Annotated in this window: 19 protein-coding genes and 1 pseudogene; 11 read left to right on the top strand and 9 right to left on the bottom strand. The window is 60.0% G+C overall.

What is annotated here, in order from left to right; genetic code table 11:
- Positions 1-288, bottom strand: a complete 288-nt coding sequence (locus ACLEIV_RS12565; RefSeq protein WP_410456983.1) for a flagellar biosynthesis protein FlgE — start codon at positions 286-288, stop codon at positions 1-3.
- 204 nt (positions 289-492) lie between these two features.
- Here ACLEIV_RS12565 and ACLEIV_RS12560 point away from each other — a divergent pair, with 204 nt between their 5' ends.
- From ACLEIV_RS12560 to ACLEIV_RS12510, 11 genes are all read left to right on the top strand, one after another.
- Positions 493-1,113: a PepSY-associated TM helix domain-containing protein gene (locus ACLEIV_RS12560; protein ID WP_410456982.1), complete on the top strand. Its 621-nt coding sequence runs from the start codon at positions 493-495 to the stop codon at positions 1,111-1,113.
- A gap of 12 nt (positions 1,114-1,125) precedes the next feature.
- Complete coding sequence (locus ACLEIV_RS12555) at positions 1,126-1,611, top strand: DUF2271 domain-containing protein (protein ID WP_410456981.1); 486 nt, start codon at positions 1,126-1,128, stop codon at positions 1,609-1,611.
- A gap of 1 nt (position 1,612) precedes the next feature.
- Positions 1,613-2,422, top strand: coding sequence for a DUF4198 domain-containing protein (locus ACLEIV_RS12550; protein ID WP_410456980.1), 810 nt, complete (start codon positions 1,613-1,615; stop codon positions 2,420-2,422).
- Positions 2,423-2,433: 11 nt separating this feature from the next.
- Positions 2,434-2,733: a hypothetical protein gene (locus tag ACLEIV_RS12545; protein WP_410456979.1), complete on the top strand. Its 300-nt coding sequence runs from the start codon at positions 2,434-2,436 to the stop codon at positions 2,731-2,733.
- A complete protein-coding gene (locus ACLEIV_RS12540; protein ID WP_410456978.1) occupies positions 2,720-3,196 on the top strand; it encodes a DUF6162 family protein in 477 nt (158 codons plus the stop codon). Before ACLEIV_RS12545 ends, ACLEIV_RS12540 begins: the two co-directional genes overlap by 14 nt.
- Positions 3,197-3,198: 2 nt before the next feature.
- Positions 3,199-4,080, top strand: a complete 882-nt coding sequence (locus tag ACLEIV_RS12535; protein WP_410456977.1) for a metal ABC transporter solute-binding protein, Zn/Mn family — start codon at positions 3,199-3,201, stop codon at positions 4,078-4,080.
- On the top strand, positions 4,080-4,775 hold the full coding sequence (locus ACLEIV_RS12530) for a metal ABC transporter ATP-binding protein (protein WP_410456976.1): 696 nt from the start codon (positions 4,080-4,082) through the stop codon (positions 4,773-4,775). Before ACLEIV_RS12535 ends, ACLEIV_RS12530 begins: the two co-directional genes overlap by 1 nt.
- Positions 4,775-5,653, top strand: coding sequence for a metal ABC transporter permease (locus tag ACLEIV_RS12525; protein WP_410456975.1), 879 nt, complete (start codon positions 4,775-4,777; stop codon positions 5,651-5,653). The genes ACLEIV_RS12530 and ACLEIV_RS12525 overlap by 1 nt, the downstream gene beginning before the upstream one ends.
- Positions 5,650-6,432 (top strand): hypothetical protein, encoded by a 783-nt coding sequence (locus ACLEIV_RS12520; protein ID WP_410456974.1) that lies wholly within the window; start codon positions 5,650-5,652, stop codon positions 6,430-6,432. Before ACLEIV_RS12525 ends, ACLEIV_RS12520 begins: the two co-directional genes overlap by 4 nt.
- Positions 6,433-6,643: 211 nt before the next feature.
- Positions 6,644-8,698 carry a TonB-dependent receptor domain-containing protein gene (locus ACLEIV_RS12515; RefSeq protein ID WP_410456973.1) on the top strand — a complete coding sequence of 685 codons (2,055 nt, stop codon included), beginning with the start codon at positions 6,644-6,646 and terminating at the stop codon, positions 8,696-8,698.
- Between the two features lie 175 nt (positions 8,699-8,873).
- Positions 8,874-9,794 carry a LysR family transcriptional regulator gene (locus tag ACLEIV_RS12510; protein WP_410456972.1) on the top strand — a complete coding sequence of 307 codons (921 nt, stop codon included), beginning with the start codon at positions 8,874-8,876 and terminating at the stop codon, positions 9,792-9,794.
- Here ACLEIV_RS12510 and ACLEIV_RS12505 read toward each other — a convergent pair.
- The 8 genes and pseudogenes from ACLEIV_RS12505 to ACLEIV_RS12470 form a co-directional block, all read right to left on the bottom strand.
- Positions 9,791-10,144, bottom strand: coding sequence for a metalloregulator ArsR/SmtB family transcription factor (locus ACLEIV_RS12505; protein ID WP_410456971.1), 354 nt, complete (start codon positions 10,142-10,144; stop codon positions 9,791-9,793). The two genes, ACLEIV_RS12510 and ACLEIV_RS12505, sit on opposite strands and share 4 nt — an antisense overlap.
- The gene (locus tag ACLEIV_RS12500) at positions 10,138-10,551 is read right to left on the bottom strand and encodes an arsenate reductase/protein-tyrosine-phosphatase family protein (RefSeq protein ID WP_410456970.1); all 414 of its coding nucleotides are present in this window, start codon (positions 10,549-10,551) and stop codon (positions 10,138-10,140) included. Before ACLEIV_RS12500 ends, ACLEIV_RS12505 begins: the two co-directional genes overlap by 7 nt.
- A 214-nt stretch (positions 10,552-10,765) precedes the next feature.
- Positions 10,766-11,365 carry a pentapeptide repeat-containing protein gene (locus ACLEIV_RS12495; protein WP_410456969.1) on the bottom strand — a complete coding sequence of 200 codons (600 nt, stop codon included), beginning with the start codon at positions 11,363-11,365 and terminating at the stop codon, positions 10,766-10,768.
- Between the two features lie 171 nt (positions 11,366-11,536).
- A pseudogene (locus ACLEIV_RS12490) lies at positions 11,537-11,833 on the bottom strand (hypothetical protein).
- A 669-nt stretch (positions 11,834-12,502) separates the two neighbouring features.
- Positions 12,503-13,789 (bottom strand): TRAP transporter large permease, encoded by a 1,287-nt coding sequence (locus ACLEIV_RS12485; protein WP_410456968.1) that lies wholly within the window; start codon positions 13,787-13,789, stop codon positions 12,503-12,505.
- A 53-nt stretch (positions 13,790-13,842) separates the two neighbouring features.
- Positions 13,843-14,448, bottom strand: coding sequence for a TRAP transporter small permease (locus tag ACLEIV_RS12480; protein ID WP_410456967.1), 606 nt, complete (start codon positions 14,446-14,448; stop codon positions 13,843-13,845).
- A 107-nt stretch (positions 14,449-14,555) separates the two neighbouring features.
- Positions 14,556-15,566, bottom strand: coding sequence for a TRAP transporter substrate-binding protein (locus ACLEIV_RS12475; protein WP_410456966.1), 1,011 nt, complete (start codon positions 15,564-15,566; stop codon positions 14,556-14,558).
- Positions 15,567-16,068: 502 nt separating this feature from the next.
- On the bottom strand, positions 16,069-18,300 hold the full coding sequence (locus tag ACLEIV_RS12470) for an NADP-dependent isocitrate dehydrogenase (protein WP_410456965.1): 2,232 nt from the start codon (positions 18,298-18,300) through the stop codon (positions 16,069-16,071).
- Positions 18,301-18,359 lie beyond the last annotated feature (59 nt).

Raw genomic sequence — 18,359 nt, 5'->3', positions numbered from 1 at the left:
TTACACCCGGATATCGATCAGGGTGCCGAGCATTTCATCGGCACTCTCGATGCTGTTGATGTTCGCCTGGGCGTGAAGCTCGGCCTGTTGTAGTTGAACGAGATTGTCGGTGCCGGACGGCTTGCTGGCATCCACGAATTGATCTGGATTGACCTCGGGATTAACCCGGGATTCATTGTTCAGCTGGTTGATATTTTGCCGGCTGATATTGACCGAGGCTTCGGTCACGCTGTCGGCGGCGCGCTGATAGCCTTGCAAACCGGCAGGGAAGGTAGATTGGATGTTCATCGAACCTCGCGGATAGGCTTCATTCAGGACGTTCAATTATTCACCATAACGGCGGTAATTGAAAGGTGGCAAGGCCACCTGCATCGGGAGGCTGTCTGGCACGCAGTGGAAGCCTTCATGACTGTTAATACAAATGAATTTGACAATTATTATCATTGGTAACATTATCCGCTTTGTTTTTGGATGCAGGGGTGTTCTGTTGTCATGTTAAGCAAATCGTTACGCGTCTCGGCGGCGCCTCGCTGGGTGCGTCCGGTGCACACCTACTGCTCGATGCTGATGTTGGCCATCATGTTGTTTTTCACCCTGACCGGGCTGACGTTGAACAATCGCCAGTGGTTACCGACGCCAATACCAGAAGCGACCCTTGAGCTGACCTTGCCCTATCGGTTTTCCAACACCGGGCAGTGGCAACAGAATCCCTTGCTTGCCGCCGGCCGGGTCTGGCAATGGCTGCAGCAAGAGCAGCTGTTGGCCGGCGGAGAGGTGCGTTTCGACTGGTCTGCCGATGAGGCGCTGCTGCTGATTGATATCAAGCGTCCGGGAGGATACAGCCTGGTGGAAGTTAGCTTGGAAGATCGAGCCGTGCTCCTCGAAGAGCAGCATTACGGTTGGATGGCGGTGATCAACGATTTGCACATGGGTCGCTACGCCGGCCCGGCGTGGAGCTGGTTTATCGATGTATCCGCCGCCGTCATGCTGCTGTTCACCCTGACCGGCTTCTGGCTGGTGCTGCCCATGCGGCGCAAGCGCGGCCGCCTGTTGGCGGTCACCGGCCTGGGCTGTGTACTGATGGCCGGCCTGTATCTGCTGATCCTTTACTGAGTGGAGATTTTCATGAAAAAGCCCCTGCTGGCCCTGATGTTGTGCGCCGCCCCGGCCATGGCACAACCGGTGAACATCGAGCTCACCCTGCCCGAAGGCAGCGGCGGCGGCCACTACCGGCCCTATGTGGCAGTCTGGGTGGAAAACGACCGGCAGCAACCGGTCAAAACCCTGGCGGTGTGGCGCAAGGAAAGCGACTGGCTCAAAGACATGCGCCGCTGGTGGCGCAAGGCCGGCCGGTATGACCAGGGCGAACTGGACGCGGTCACCTCCGCCACCCGCAAGCCGGGGCAATACCGGCTGAGCTGGGATGGTACCGATCAGGCCGGTAAACCGATGGCTCCGGGCAAGTATCGCCTCAACGTGGAGGCGGCCCGGGAACACGGCAGCCGCAGCCTGGTGCGCCAGGTTATCGAATTCGGCGGCGAGCCCGCCCGTTATCATCTCAAGCCCACGGAAGAACTGGGCGACGTCATTATCAGCACAGGAGCACAATAACGTGAAAAAAATAAAGGCCTCTATCGCCGCCCTGGCCCTGCTGGCCGGCAGCGCCAGCGCCCACCCGCTGTGGATGCTGCCCAGCGAATTCAGCCTGTCTGTTGAAGAAGCGAAATGGATCACCGTGGACGCCACCGCTTCCCATGGCGTGTTCAGCTTCGACAAGCCGGTTGGCCTCGATTACGTCACCATCTACAACCCGGCCAACGAGCCCGGCCGCATCGGCTCCTACTTCAAGGGCCAGCGCCGCAGCGTGTTCGATCTGGAGCTAACCGACAGCGGCACCTACAAGGTGGAGCTGCGCACGCCCGAGCGTTACACCACCAACTACGTGATCGGCAAGCGCAACACCCAGCGCCGCATTTTCGGCAACAAGCAGGAAGTGCAGGGGCAACTGCCCGAGGCCGCCCGCGAGGTGACCACCTATGCGGTGCAGAGCATCAGCGCCTTTTACGTGACCAAGCAGGGTCCGTCCCGCCAGGTGCTGGTCACCACAGGAAAGGGCTTTGAGCTCGATGCCCTGACCCACCCCAGCGACATTGTCGTGGGCGAAGAGGTCGGGTTTCGCTTCACCTTCAATGGCGAGCCGGTGAAGGATCTCAAGGTGGAAGTGGTGCCTTACGGCACCAACTACCGGGATGACCGCCGCCAGACCGAACTGATGACGGACGCCAACGGCGAGGTGCATTTCACCCCCGAACAGGGTGGCCCGCATCTGTTGAGCACCGGCCTGCGTCAGCCCGTCGACAGCCCGCTGACGGATCAGGCTGGGGTTAATTACCTGCTTACCTTTGAAGCCATGCCTGAATGAGGAGACGTCCCATGATGCGAGCCCTGCTGCTGTGTGCAGGGCTAGGGCTGGCTGCCCCGGCCCTGGCGCACTACCCGGTAATGGACTGCAGCCGCAACGGCGACACAGTGGACTGCCGCGTTGGCTACAGCGACGGCACCCTGGCCACCGGTGCCGAGGTGGTGATGTATAGCTATGACGACGAAGAAATGGCCCGGGCCGAGGCCGATGCCCACTCGAAGGTCCGGCTCCCCTGGAGCGACCAGGAGTTTTACATCCAGTTCGACGCCGGCCACGAACAGCCGGCGGAATTCGACTATGTCGAGCTCTGAACGAAAGACGGGAAGCCTGGAGCGGGTGCCGCCCGATGACGGCCGGCGCGAAACCCTCTGGGTCATGCTGACCCTGGCGCTGATACTGCTGGCCGGCGCCGCCGGCATCGCCTGGCGCCAGCAGGCGGCAGCCGAAGCTGCGCCTCACACCGGCCTTAATATGCAAGACAGCCGCCTGCTCACCGAACTGGCCATCGCCGCCGAGGAGATTCGGTTTCTGACCTCCGCCGGCGATCCCTGGCCCACGGCGGGGCGGCTGGCCGCCCTGAGCGTACCACCCTTTGATCGGGAGGGGCTCGTCTGGCAACAGCCGGAGACTAACTGCTATGCCACCACAGAGCCGACCACTGGCGCGGCCTTTGCACTCTGGTTGGCACCGGCCGGGGGGCTGTTTTACCACCCAGGTGGCGATGCTCCACACCATTGCCGGGATCTGGCTCACTGGACACAAATGGATAAATAACAATGAAAAAATGGCTATTGTTCTGCGCCGGCCTGCTGCTCAGCTTCAACGTCTCGGCCAAACACCTGGTGGTGGGCATTACCCTGCATCCCTACTATAGCTATGTCAGCAAGGTGTTGGGCGACAAGGGCGAAGTGTTGCCGCTGATCCAGAGCGGCTTCAATCCCCACAGCTACGAGCTGCAACCAGCGGATCTCAAGCGTCTCACCCGCATGGACGCCCTGGTGCTCAACGGCATCGGCCACGACGAGTTCGCCATGCACGCCCTGCAGGGGCTGGCGCTGCCTAGGCTGACGCTGATCAAGGCCAACCAGGATCTGCCCCTGCTCGGCGGTGGCAACGGCGACAACAACTACAACCCGCACACCTTTGTGTCCATCGACGCCGCCATTCGCCAGCTCTATACCATTGCCCGGGAGCTGGGCCGGCTCGATCCCGACAACGCAGAGGCGTTTCAGGCCAACGCCCTGGCCTACGGCCGCGAGCTGCGCGCCATGAAAAACCGCTATCGGCGCGAGCTGTTGGAGCTGGACTTGTCCGGCATCCGCATCGCCAGTACCCACAACGCCTATGGCTACCTGTTGCAGGAGTTCGGCATCGGCATCGACACCGTCATCGAGCCCGCCCACGGGGTGGAGCCCGGCGCCAGCCAGCTGCAGAAAACCATCGAGCGCATTCGTGAGGCCGATATTCACCTGCTGTTCACCGAGCTCGACATGGAAAACCGCTATGTGGACACCATAGAGCAGGCCACCGGCATCCGCATTTACCACTTCTCCCACATGACCTTTGGCGACTATGACGCCGAGCTGGTCAGCCGGGAGATGGAGCACAACCTGCAAACCCTGGTACAGGCGCTGCGCTTTGCCGCCGGGGAGGCCTGATGGGACCGGGTATTACCCTTGAGCGGCTGGCGCTGTCCCTTAACCGGGTGCCCATTCTGGCGCCGATGTCCGGCCATATGGTGGCGGGTCGACTGCACGCCATTATCGGCCCCAACGGCGCCGGCAAGTCGTCGCTGATGAAGTGCCTGCTGGGGCTGCAACCCCATCAGGGCGAGATCACCCGGCACTGGCCCGGCCGTGCCGGTCACCTGGCCTATGTGCCCCAACTGGCCCGCTTTGAGCCTTCGCTGCCCATTACCATCGAAGAGTTCATGCTCACCACCCTGAGCCGGCGGCCGCTGTTTGGCCGCTCCCGCCACCGCTGCCAGGCACGCATCGAGGCGCTGCTGGCCCGGGTGGGGCTGGAGCACAAGCTGCACCTGCGGCTGGGTCAGTTGTCCGGGGGCGAGCGCCAGCGGTTGCTGTTTGCCCAGGGACTGGAACGCGAGAGTTCGCTCTGGTTTCTGGACGAGCCCATGACCGGACTCGATAGCGAGGCGGAGCGGCTGATCAACCGGGAAATACTGGCCCTTAAAGCGGCCGGCGCCACCCTGCTGGTGATCCACCACGACATGAGTTGGGTGCGCCGCTTCGCCGACCAGGTCTGGCTGATTGACGGCGGCCTTCGGGCCCATGGCCGGCCCCAGCAGGTGCTCACCCAATACGCACAACCGGCACTGGAGGCCTGCGCCTGATGGAAAGCCTGCGACAGGGCGTGTTTGCCCTCTATCAGGGCGGCTGGCTGCCCGAGATGTTTCAGTATGCCTTTCTCACCAACGCCCTGGTGGCGGCCCTGCTGATGGGCCCGTTGCTGGGGGCGCTGGGCCCGCTGGTGGTGGTCAAGCGGCTGGCGTTTTTCTCCGAGGCGGTGGGCCACGGCGCCCTCACCGGGGTGGCGCTGGGCATTTTACTGGGCGAGCCGGCCACGCAGCCGCTGGTGGCGCTGTTCAGCTTTTGCCTGATGTTCGCCCTGCTGCTGCACTGGGTGAAAAGCCGCACCCAGGTGCCCTATGACGCCCTGGTGGGGGTGTTTCTGTCGTTCGCCATCGCCCTGGGGGCGGCGCTGCTGCTTTATGTGGCCAAGAAGGTGAACGTGCACATTCTGGAAAACGTGCTGTTCGGCTCCATTCTCACGGTCAAGGACACCGATATCCTGGTGCTGGCGGTGATTGCCGTCCTGGCGCTGTGGCTGATCTGGCGGGGCGCCAACCGGGCGCTGCTGGCCAGCCTGTCGCCGGAGCTGGCCCAGACCCGGGGCATTAATGTGCGGCTTTATGACTACCTGTTTATTGTGCTGATCGCCCTGGTGACGGTGGCCGCGGTCAAGGTGGTGGGGGCCATTCTGGTGGGCGCCCTGCTGTTGATCCCCGCCACCACGGCACGGCTGATCAGCCGCAACGGCCGCCAGTTTTTCTGGCTGTCGGTGCTGTTTTCCACCTTTAGCTGCCTGCTGGGCATAGTGGCGCCCATGGCCGGTGCCCTGCCCATTCCCTCGGGGGCGGCCATCGTCATGTTTGCCGCCGCCGGCTTTGTGCTGGCGCTGGTGCTGCGTCGCTGGAGAAACATCGAATGATGAAAAAAGTCTGTCTGTTGCTGCTGTGCCTGGGGTTTGGCGCCCAGGCCGCCGAGTCCCGCCCGGTGCTGGCAAGCAGCGTGCCTGTACTGCACGCCCTGGGGCTGTCGCTGATGCAAAACACCGGGGTGGAGGTGACGTATCTGCCGCCCCGGCGCCTGCCGGTGAACCGCATTCCCGGCTGGCTGGGCAAGACGGATGCCGCCAGCCTGCCCCAGGCTACGGCGCTGTTGACCATAGAGTCGGTGTGGCCGGCGTTGTCCAGCTATCCGCTGCTGCGCCAGCGCAATATCGCGGTGATCCCGGTGGATGTGGCGCGAGAGCTGGCGCCGAGTGGTGCCCAGGTGACCCTGCGGCCGAACCGCTCCGAGCCCGATTATTTCTGGCTCGACACCAACAATCTGCTGCTGATGACCAATGTGGCGGCGCGGGATCTGGCCCGCATCTGGCCCGGTCAGGCCGGGCAAATCGAGGCCAACCGCCGGGCGCTGCAACGGCATGTTCAGCGCCAGGCCCTGGCCATGGACGAGCTGTTGTTCAACGCCAATATCGGCGCCCTGGCCACTGACGATGACCGACTGGTGCCGCTGGTGATGGGGCTGGCGCTGCCTCAGGTAAATGGTGATTGGGCCGATTTGCAGCTGGAAGCCGGCAAGGGGATCGGCGACCCCGATCGGTGGCGGCTCGAGCCCTTGGTTCGCCCCGCCAAGGGAGATCTGAGCGTTTGGCTGAGCGAGCTTGTCGGCAGTCTTGAACGAACCCTGAGCAACAAACTCTGATCGTTTCTCCGGTGTCTGCCACGTGCGGGCACCGACCTTTCCCTGCCTGGATTTTCCGGTCCGTGTCATGCCTGCTTTTGTGTTCCGTTTTTTACAACACCTTGTTGCAATAATTTCCATTTGAAACGCAATGATAATCATTATCATGACACTATTGCGAGTGGTAGACACGCTTCATCATGGAAAACCAATTACTCAAGGAGTCAACGACATGTCCGAGCCTTTCAACGCTCCCGCTCTCTTTACCCGCACCGCCCTGAGCAAGGCGCTGGGCCTGGCAATGCTGGGCATGGGCGGCACAGCCATGGCCGAGGAGTTTACCGCCCTGGAGACGGTGGTGGTGACCGCCGCCGGCTTTGAACAAAACATTGCCGAGGCACCCGCCAGTATTTCGGTGATCAGCCGGGAAGAGCTGGAGAAAAAGGCCTACACCGACATCACGGACGCGGTGAGCAATATTCCCGGCGTCTATGTGACCGGAGGCGGTAAGGCTCAAGACATCAGCATTCGTGGCATGGCGCCGGCCTATACCCTGTATCTGGTGGACGGCAAACCGGTGTCGGCGGGCCGTGCGGTCAACACCAATGGCAGCGACGGCGGCAAGCAAATCGCGCTGCCGCCCATTTCGATGATAGAGCGCGTCGAGGTGATCCGCGGCCCCATGTCCTCCCTCTACGGCTCCGAGGCCATGGGCGGCGTCATCAACATCATCACCCGCAAGACCGAGGGCGCCTGGAGCGGTACCATCAGCACCGACTACACCAAGTCGTTCAACGACGTCAGCAATGATGCCCAGCAGGTCAATCTGTTCGCCGGTGGCGCCTTGATCCCCGGCTTGCTCGGTGCCCAGGTCAACGGCAGTTGGCAGGGAACCGATGAAAGCGACTTCGTCGGCGGGGATGACAGTGCCGCCAGCACGCCGGACAGCACCCGCAAGAAAGGCGGCGTCAAACTGATACTGACTCCGGATGACGCCAACGAAATCGGTCTGAGTTACGACACCGCCAGCCTGGATGCCACCACCACCCCGGGCAAGAGCGTGGCGCTCACCGCCACCGGCTCCGAAACCACCTACCACAAGGATGTCTACCAGCTGTCTCATGATGGCCGCTATGGCGATCTGCAGCTCAGCAGCTATGTGCAGCACGATGTGTCGGAGCGGGTGCAGGATCTGACCAAGCGTGAGGAAGTTACCATCCTCAACACCCAGGGCAGCTATTTCTGGAACGAGCACGTGCTGACCCTGGGTGGCCAGTACAAGTTTGAAGACTTCACCGACGAGACCAACGGCCTGCTGTCCAGCAATGTCCCCGGCGCCGTGGCCCAGGTGGATCGCTGGATCGCGGCCCTGTACGCCGAGGCCGAATGGTCGCTGACCGATGATCTCAACCTGACCACAGGCCTGCGCTACGACGATGACGAGCTGTTTGGCGGCCACCTGTCGCCCCGGGTCTACGCCACCTATCACCTGACCCCGGCGTGGACCCTGAAGGGGGGTGTATCCACCGGCTACAAGCAGCCCGGGCTGGCCGAGGCCACAGCGGGCTTTGGTCGCGGCACCGGCGGCGGTGGCTCTCCCGCACCCCATCCGCGCGCGCTGATCATCGGCAACCCGGATCTGCAGCCGGAGAAGAGCACCAGTTACGAGGCCGGCTTCGTCTATCAGAGCCAGGAGCTGGGGCTGAACTCCAGCCTGATGGTGTTCCGTACCGAGTTCAAGGACAAGATTGCGGAAGACAGATTCTGTGAGCCCGGTGGTGATCGCAACGATCCGGCCACCTGGCAGTGTCCCTTTGAGGGCAACAACTATCTGTTCCTGAGCACCCGTAAAAACATCGATGACGCCCTGATGCAGGGTATTGAGCTGAGCCTTGACTATGATCTGACCCGGGATCTGCGCCTGAGCTCCAGCTATACCTATACCGAATCGGAGCAGAAAAGCGGCGAGTTTGCGGGCCAGCCCCTCAACAAGATGCCCGAGCACATGGCCAACGCCAGCCTCGACTGGCAGAGTAGCGACCGGCTCAATTTGTGGACCCAGGCTAACTACCGGGGTGAAACCAGTGATTACCTCAGCCGTACCAGCATGAGCGAGGGCACGCCGAGCTATACCTTTTTTGATGCGGGCCTGGTGTATCAGCTGACGCCGGGCACCGATCTGACCGCCGGCATTTACAACATTGCCGACAAGGAAGTGACCAACGACACCTACGGCGCCGTGCTGGACGGTCGCCGGGTCAACCTGGGTATCAGCATCGATTTCTGAGGTAGAGGCACCTGGGCGTTGATGTTCTGAATGGCCGGCCCCTGCCGGCCATTCCGCTTTTTCATTTGGCCGTCTCGCACTTTTATATTAAACGGTTCTCATTTTTTTAGCGTGTCTTCCCGGTTGAGACAGGATGGACGCCTGAACCTTGTTCCAGTGTTTCGTGGAGGTTTGCATGCAGGATTTACTGGAGCTGGAAGGGTTTGCCACCGTCATGGCCTGCGGCAGCCTGACCGAGGCCGCCCGCCGGCTGGGATTGCCCAAGTCCACCCTGAGCCGGCGCCTGAGCCAGCTTGAAGCCCGACTGGGCCAGCCGTTGCTGCACCGCCGGGGCAACCGGTTGCAGGCCACGGAGGCGGGGCTGTTGTTCGAACGTTACAGCCGGCAGATATTGCGTCTGGCCGAACAGGGCCGGCAGGCCATGGACGATCTGCGCGAGGAGGTGAGCGGCGAGCTGGTGGTGCGGGTACACAGCAGTTGTGTTCGGGGCTGGCTTCCCCAGGCATTGGAGCACTTTTTGGCCGATTACCCGGGGCTGCGGATTTCCCTGCATACGGAAACGCGGCCGCCGGGAGCCGGTGAGGGACAGGGCGAAATCTGGCTGTGGCTGGGCCCGGATCCGGACTGTGGCCTGCGCCATGAAATCCTCTGCGACTGGCCATGCCGTCTGTATGCCAGCCCCGATTATTTAGCCGACAAGGGGCCGCCCGGGCACCCGCGAGAGTTGTCGGCTCACGTCTGGGTGGACTGGCTGGGTGAGACAGGAGAAGGCCTGATGTTGCGCCACGGTAGCGAAGGAGAATATGCCTTTCAGCCGCCGCCCTCACGACTGACGGTGGACAATTACATGATGCAGCTGGACGCCCTGGTGCGTGGCCAGGGCATAGGGGTATTGCCGGTGCGCTTTGCCGAAGGGTATCAAAAAGCCCATCCGGACCGTTTATTGGTTTGCCTGCCCGAATGGCGGCTGCCGCCGTTGCCGGTCGGTTTGTTGTACTCTTTCGGGCGGCAGCCCAAAAAGAGCACGGCCTTGCTGGCCCACTTGCGGCAAGCCTTACCCGAGGAATGGCAAGGCCGGCATGGGAACGACGGTTAACAGCACAGTCGCTGGCGTTCGGGGTGGTTGCCCATAGTCGCCAGCCGGTCGAGTGCCGGGGCAATATAGGCCCGGTGGCGTTCCAGGGTGTGTTGCAGCAGGGTGTGGCTGTAATCGTCGAGGAGCGGCGACAGCCGGTAATACACCCACTGGCCCTCGCGGCGATCGGCCAGTAGACCGGCCTGGCGCAGCAGCGCCAGGTGGCGGGATATCTTGGGTTGGCTCTGGTCCAGGGCATGAGTCATTTCGCAAACGCACATTTCCTGCTCTGCCATGATAAGCAATACCAACTGCAGCCGGGTATCGTCGGCCAGCGCCTTGAACAAGAACAGGGGAGAGGCCGTTACCACAGGGGCTTTTCCTGCCGGTCCTGTACCAGCACCAGCAGCTTGATGCGCTCGTAGATTTCCTGGATCATTTTGGTGGCCTGATGCGGGGTGAAGACGCAGCCGTCGTCGAAATGCCAGGCCATGAAACGGGCCGATGGCACCGCCCGGGCGCTTGCTTCGACCTGTTCGCTCAGACTGATGACGATGTCGAAATACTCACCTTCAATCGAGTCCAGCCCCTTGCTGTGCAGGCCGTCGGCATTGACCCCCAGCTTTTGCAGGGCCACCAGGGCGTTGGCGTTGATTTCGGCGGGATCTACGCCGGCACTCATCACCTGATAGCGGTCGGCAGCCAGGTGTCGGAGCAGCGCCTCTGCGACGGGAGAGCAGGCCGCGTTGCTGTGGCAGACGAAAAGCACGGAAGTCATGAAGTAATCTGTGTCTTTAAAGATGCGCTCATCTTATAGTCGGACGCTCCCGTGTCAATGCTACTGTCACCCCACTGTCATATTTTGCGCACTGACCCTCGCTCCGTTTTTGCTCCCGCAGGCCGTGGGCGGACGAGGCCTGCGGTGGAATTCGAACGAGTCTTTACTTGGTATCTTTTTATGGCGGCAGCCTGGGCATAGTGGGGGTTGCCGCTCAGTCCATCAGCTCGATGCCCAGACATTCCAGTAGTCCCAACGCCTCGTAGCGGGAAAAGCGGGCGCCCTGCACCCGGTTTTCCAGCACATTGATGGCGTAGTCGGTGGCGTCGCTGAAATCTGCGCCCTGCAGGTTGGTGCGCATGAACAGGCTGTGGGTGAAGTCGCTGCCCATCATGCGGGCCTGGGCGAAATTGCCCTCCCGGAAGTCCACGTCGTGCAGCTTGCACTCCTCCAGCACCAGCTCGTTCAGGGTCAGGCCAAAGAAGGAGGCATCATTCAGTATGCACTGATAAAACCGAAGTTCGTGGTCGAGGTGGTAAACCGGCCAGCTGACCCGGGTGAAGTCGACGCCCAGCAGTTTGCTGTCGCTGAAGGCGACGTCAAACAGCATGGTATAGGGCAGGGCGACCAGGCTCAGGTTGCAGCGGGTGAATTCGCAGTTGATGAATTTGCACTTTTCAAAGGTGACGCTCGAAAAATCACAGTCGGTAAAGCGGCATTCTTCGAACTCGATCTGGTGATAATGGGCGCTGGGTGATTTCAGCTTGTCAAAGGTTTGCTCAAAATAATGCTCATTGTTTTGCAAGGTCGTCATTCGATTCATCCGGCCGAGTGAGGTGCCCGAGGCATGTTGGGTCATGATAACGAATTTATTATTTTACATGGAAATAAATGACGTGCGGGGACAGCTCGCGGGCCAGAGGCAAACCGGCCAGGCCGGAGCAGTTAGGTCCACCGAATGTTTAAGGTGACGGGTATGAACCGTTTATCTTATCGGCGAACCGGAGGTTTCCCGGTGCAGCCAGTCGGCGGTCCAGTCCGGCGCTTGATAGGCGCCATGGCCTCAGACCGAGCCAAGCTGTATGCCGCCAACCGATTGCCAGGCGGTCTGACCGTCGAGAATGCCGTCTTTGGTAGTGATCAGGATGCCGCTTTCGGTCACTACCCGGGCGGGAATGGGTGGTGCCTCGCGATAGACTTCCCGGCCAAAATAGCCGAGTACGGCAAAGGTAAGGCCGAAAACGACGAGTAATATCGTCCACAGGCGACGATAGTTAGCCATGGTGCACCTCCTGGTGCCGATAGGGATGGCTGGGAACATCCTTTCATACAGGATCCGTTCTTCTTGCTGGTTCTGGCTTGCCAGGCAGTGGAGACACACCGTTTGTCTGCGTGAATTCGTTGAGCCGACGGGCCTGGCGCAGCCATTTTGTCAGCTGTTGGCGGTGGACGGCATGATATCGATCAAGGAGTTGGTCGAGCAGGGGGTTAATTGATCCCGACGGCCTGCGTAAGCTGGAAGATAATGGTCTGAGCCCGTTGGCTGGAAATAGGCCCCAGCTATTAACCGCAGCGACTATGACATCAAGGGTCTGATGCTGGGCCTGAGCTGGCATTTCTGAACCGTAACCGCGTTATTCTCAAGGGCCTCAGGGCCCTTTTTTGATCTCTCCTGTATCGGGCAATTGGCCTTCTCGAGCACCAAGTGGCCTGTAGACGATGTCAACAGGCGACGCCGGAGCATCAAGGAGTACCAAGGGAGCTGTTTTGCCGACCATCACATGACAGGGCCAACAAAAGCTCCTGCAATGCCGGCATTCCCACCCTCCATGGTGGTCGGATGGCATGTGCTGAGCGTCACAGGGAAGTGCTCGGGCGGGTCGGCGGAGCGGGCTTCTTGTTCGGGATTGAAATGACCATCGAATAGATCGCTTGCTTCATGGTGCCGGCATCAATCGGGAAAGGCCAGGTCGCGTAAAAACAGCGCTATATCCGGAAAGGCGATAATCAGACCGGCGGCGGCCACCAACATGAAAATAAAGGGCGGAGTACCGCGGATCACCTCCATATAGGGTCGCTTGAAGATGGCGATGGCGGTGAAGATATCGCAGCCGAATGGCGGTGTGGCCGAGCCGATGGCCACCTGCAGGGTAATAAGCACCCCCACCAGGACCGGATCCAGTCCGGTGGCCTGAATCGCCGGGGCGAAGATGGGCGTCAGCACCAGGATGACGACGATGGGATCCACAAACATGCAGGCAATAAAGAAAGCCACACAGATGGCAATCATCACCCCCACCGGACCGGCGTCGTTAACCCCCACCGACTCCAGAATGGCCTGCGGCACCTGGGCAAACGACAATATCCAGGAAAAGCCGTTGCCGACCGCGACCAGAATAAAGACCACGGCGGTGATCAGACCGGTGGATTTGGCGATGCGATAGATTTCCGGAAGTTTGAGTGAGCGAAATACCACAAATTCCAGCAGAAAGGCGTAAAGCACGCATACGGCTGCCGCTTCCGTCGGGCTGAAGATACCGCCGTAAATGCCGCCGACGATAATCACCGGAAAAAACAGCGGCCACAGCGCCATTTGTACAGCGACCAAACGTTCCGTCCAGCTGGCTTTCGGCTCGGTAGGTACCTGGTGCTTGTGGGCGTAATACAGGCAATAGAGAGAAAACATCACCAAAATCAGCAAACCGGGTCCTATGCCGGCGATAAACAGCTCGGCGATAGAGGTTTCGGAGATGACCCCATAGATGATCATGCCGATACTGGGCGGGATCAGGAAGGCGATATCGCTGGCATTGATGATCAGCGCCAGGGTAAAGGAGTCGGAATAACCGGCCTTGAGCATTTTCGGCCGCAGCGGTGAGCCTACCGCCACTACCGTGGCCTGGGTGGATCCGGACACGGCACCGAACAGGGTGCAGGAGGTGGCGGTGCTGATCGCCAGCCCGCCTTTGATGTGGCCGATGAAGGCCATGACCATGTTGATCAATCGGTCGGCGGAGTGGCCACGGGTCATGATGTCGGCGGCGAGAATAAACATGGGCACCGCAATCAGCGAAGCCGGACGAATGCCGCCCATCATCTGTTGAATAAAGGTACCCATTTGGCCGAAGCCGTCGAACATCATCACGAAGCCGACCACGGAGGCGGTGATCAGCGGAATCATCATGGGAAAACCCAACAGCAGCAGCCCAATCATGATGGCCATTAACAGCGTTGCCATGCGTTATGCCTTTCTATGGTTATTGACGCCAGGCGTTTGATTGTCGCCCGGGATTAAACTTTGGTTTCGGTATGGGTCTCGGTATCACTGTAGCCATCCACCACCCCGGTGGAGAGATAGACGCCATCGCTGGTCAGGTTCTTGACGGCGGTCAGCAGATACTGAATGCCGGTGACGGCAAAGCCCACGGGTGCCCAGACGTAAATCCACCAGATCTCGATGCCCAGCGCCGGCAGTATGCGGCCGCGGCTGTGGAGGGTGTCGATGTAGCCATAGGCGTGATAGCTGAGAAAAAACATCACCAGGGCGGTAAAGAGCGCGATGATGATCATCAATACCTTTCTCGCCCTGGCGGGTAGCGAGTCGTACAGCGCCGACATGCGAATATGGCGACCGTGACGGGCGGCGTAGCCCAGGCCGGCGAAGGTGATGAAGATAATCAAAATCCGGTTGATCTCGCCGGAAAAAAAGAAGCCTTCGTTGAAGGCAAAGCGGGCGATGACATTGGCGCAGGTGTTGATGGCCATCAGCAGTACGCCGGACGCCAGCATCACGGCCTCGAATCGGGCAATCCACTCGTCGATCACACCGAGAACACCGGGCAGGCCCGAGTGATAGGAAGCGGTGTCATCTTCTAATTCAGGGGTGTGCTCAGACATGGTTGTGCTCCAAAGCCGTTCCGGTCCCGGTGGCGAAGCGTCTCCGGCAGGGCATGATATGGCCCAATCGGAGTATCCGATGGGGCCATGGGCTCGTTATTAATTATTTACAGATCTTTCAGATCCTGTTTGAACTGGTCCAGCAGTGCCTTGCCGCTGTCTCCGGTCATGTCGATAAATTTCTCTTCCACCTGGGGGGCTCGTGCCTTGAAGGCGGCAATCTGGGTGTTATCGAGACGAGTAACGGTCACTTTTTTGCTGTTCTTGGTGATTTTTTCCAGCGAGCGGTCGGCGAGACCATCGATGTGCTCGATGATTTCCTCGAAGGCGTAGTCGGCTGCCTTCTGTACCAGCTGCTGATCTTCATCGGACAGGCCCTGGTAGAAGTCCTGATTGGCCATCATGGCGGTGGTAAACCAGCCATGGCCGGTGAAGATCAGGTTGGGGGATACTTCATAGAGGCCGCCGGACTCGATCCAGAATATCGGGTTTTCCTGACCCTGGATCATGTTGGTCTGCAGGGCGCCATAGACCTCACCCCAGGGCAGGGGCGTCGGGGTGGCGCCGAAGGCGGAATAGGTTTCCGACAGCAGCGGGTTTGTCATGACCCGAATCTTCTTGTTGTGCAGCTCCTCCGGCGTGGTGGCCTTTTCATCCAGGGTGATGACCATTTCGCCTTCGGGGTACATTTTCAGCAGCTCGAGGCCTTTTTGCTCGTAGAGCCTAGGAAAGTCTTCGTTGATGGCCTTGCTCTCGCGGAAGAAGGTCACCACGGTATTCATGTCGGTGGGCATCAGATAGGGAATGAAGAAAATCTGGGCTTCGGGGATCAGGGCACCGGTAAAGCCGGGAGACTGGTTAACGAAGTTGAGAATACCGGCCTGGGTCTGCTCCATGATGTCATCGGATTCGCCCAGTTCGCCAAAACGATAAATCTGCAGGCTATGATCCGAGTGCTCCTCGATGTATTCCTTGAACTTGTGTGCGTACACGTCCTGTACGTCACCTTCGTATTCTTCGTGGGCATAGCGCCAGTTGTCGGCCTGGGCGGCGGTACTGGTGAACAGCGCCAGCGCCGACAGCCCGGTCACCAGCTTGAGTCCTTTTTGCTTGTTCATTCCGTGCACTCCTTCGTTTCGGGTTCTAACCTCATTTGGGGCTATTATAGACTGTCAAAAGACGACCCCCGACGCAAGAGAACAAGGCAATCAAGTGTGTGACGGTGAGCAGGAGCAGCTTGATAAACGATCACAAGTGTAGGTATTTATGCTGTATGGTACGGTTTTATAGTTATTTAAAGGATGTTTTTGCGATTTTTTGCGGGTCGGACAGCAGGGGTATCTCAAGCCGCCGCAAGCAATGAGTCGACGAACAAGACGGACGATAAACGGCGGAAATATGGTTTCATCACTAATGAATGTGTAACGGGCAAGCTGAGATGCGGGGATGGGTGTTTGATGAAGCGGCCGACGATGGTCGTCGTCCGCCCGCGGCTTTCAAGGGCCGAAATGACATACATTAGTATAATCTTATGTATCTGCGATGTAGCATATAATAAAAAACCCCGTCATCCAGGATGACGGGGTTTTGGTGTAACCAAATTGGCTCAGACGGTCAGGCTCAGCCTTTCAGCGCGGCCAGGGTCTGGTTCAGGGTGGTGCTGGGGCGCATCACCTTTTCTACCGCAGCCGGGTCGACGTGGTAATAGCCGTTCAGGCCGGCGGACTGACCCTGCACCGCATTCAGCTCGGCGACTATCTGCTGCTCGTTCTCGGCCAGCGCCTTGGCCAGCGGCGCGAAGTGGGCGGCCAGGTCGGCGTCATCGGTCTGGGCGGCCAGTTGCTGGGCCCAGTACAGACTCAGGTAGAAGTGGCTGCCACGGTTGTCCAGCTCGCCGGCTTTGCGCGACGGCGACTTGCCGTTATCCAGCAGCAGCTCGGTGGCCTTGTCCAGGCACTTGGCCAGGATCTTGGCGCGGGCGTTGCCTTCCTTGATACCCAGCTCTTCCAGCGACACCGCCAGCGCCAGGAATTCACCCAGCGAGTCCCAACGCAGGTGGTTTTCTTCCATCAGCTGCTGTACGTGCTTGGGCGCCGAGCCACCGGCGCCGGTTTCGTACATGCCGCCACCGGCCAGCATGGGCACTATGGACAGCATCTTGGCCGAAGTACCCAGCTCCATGATTGGGAACAGATCGGTCAGGTAGTCGCGCAGCACGTTACCGGTCACGGAAATGGTATCCAGGCCGCGCATCATGCGTTCCATCGAGAAGCGAATGGCTTCGTTGTAGGACATGATGTGAATGTCCAGGCCGGTCAGATCGTGCTCCTGCAGATAGGCTTCCACCTTCTTCTTCAGCTCGTTGTCGTGGGCGCGGTCGGCATCCAGCCAGAATACTGCGGGAGTAGCAGAATGGCGGGCGCGGGTCACGGCCAGCTTCACCCAGTCGCGAATGGCGGCGTCCTTGGTCTGGCAGGCACGCCAGATATCGCCTTTTTCCACATCGTGCTGCATCAGCACCTGGCCGTTGGCATCGACAACGCGCATGGTGCCGTCTTCGGTCAGCTCGAAAGTCTTGTCGTGCGAGCCGTATTCTTCGGCCTTCATCGCCATCAGACCCACGTTGGGCACTGTGCCCATGGTGCGGGGGTCGAAGGCGCCGTTGGTTTTGCAGAAGTTGATCACTTCCTGGTAGATGCGGGCATAGGTGCTCTCGGGCATGACCGCCTTGGTGTCTTTCTGTTTGCCATCGCGGCCCCACATCTGACCGGAGTTGCGGATCATCGCCGGCATGGAGGCATCCACGATCACGTCGCTCGGTACGTGCAGGTTGGTGATGCCTTTGACCGAGTCGACCATGGCCATTTCCGGGCGGTGCTCATAGCAGTCGTGAATGGCCTGCTCGATTTCATCCTGGGTGGACTGGGGCAGAGTCTTGATCTTCTCCAGTACGCTGTTCATGCCGTTGTTGGGGTTGACGCCCAGCTCGTCGAACAGTTCGCCGTATTTCTCGAACACTTCCCGGTAAAACACCTTGACCGCGTGGCCGAACACTATGGGATGCGACACCTTCATCATGGTGGCCTTGACGTGCAGTGACCACATGACGCCGGTCTCTTTACAGTCCTGCAGAGTCTGTTCGAAGAAGGCTTCCAGCGCCTTGGCGCTCATGAACATGCCGTCCAGTACTTCACCGGTCTGCAGCGGCAGCTCTTTTTTCAGCTCGACCTGGCCGGCCTTGTTGACGAATTCGATACGGACGGTCTGGTCTTTGTCCATGGTGACAGACTGTTCGCTGGAGAAAAAGTCGCCGCCATTCATGTAGTCGGCGTGGGAGCGGGAGGCCTTGCTCCAGGCACCCATGGAATGGGGATACTTGCGTACGAAAGCCTTGACCGCAGCCGGAGCACGGCGATCCGAGTTACCCTGGCGCAGCACCGGGTTGACGGCGCTGCCGAGGATTTTGGAATAGCGCTCGGCGGCGGACTTTTCTTCGTCGGTTTTGGCTTCTTCCGGCAGATCGGGAATATCGAATCCCTGGGCCTGCAACTCGGCCACACAGGCACGCAACTGGGGCACAGAGGCGCTGATGTTGGGCAGCTTGATGATGTTGGCATGTGGATCCTGGGTCAGCTCGCCCAGCTCGTTCAGGCCGTCGGCCACGCGTTGTGCTTCGCTAAGGCGCTCGGGAAAGGCGGCCAGAATACGGCCGGCCAGAGAGATATCGCTCAGGGTCACCTTGATACCGGCGGCGCTGGCGAAGGTGCGCACGATGGGAAGCAAAGAGTAGGTGGCGAGGGCGGGCGCCTCGTCGGTCAAGGTATATACGATGGTGGGTACTTTGGTTGTCATTATTTCGCTCGTTCCCTGCTTGATAGGTGGGGGTTCAGCGGCTCAACGCAGGGCCTGCT

It is taken from the genome of Oceanisphaera submarina (assembly GCF_046521305.1).
GTDB lineage: Bacteria > Pseudomonadota > Gammaproteobacteria > Enterobacterales > Aeromonadaceae > Oceanimonas > Oceanimonas submarina.
Note: the sequence above shows the minus strand (reverse complement) of the source record. Positions and strands in the feature narration are given on the sequence as shown.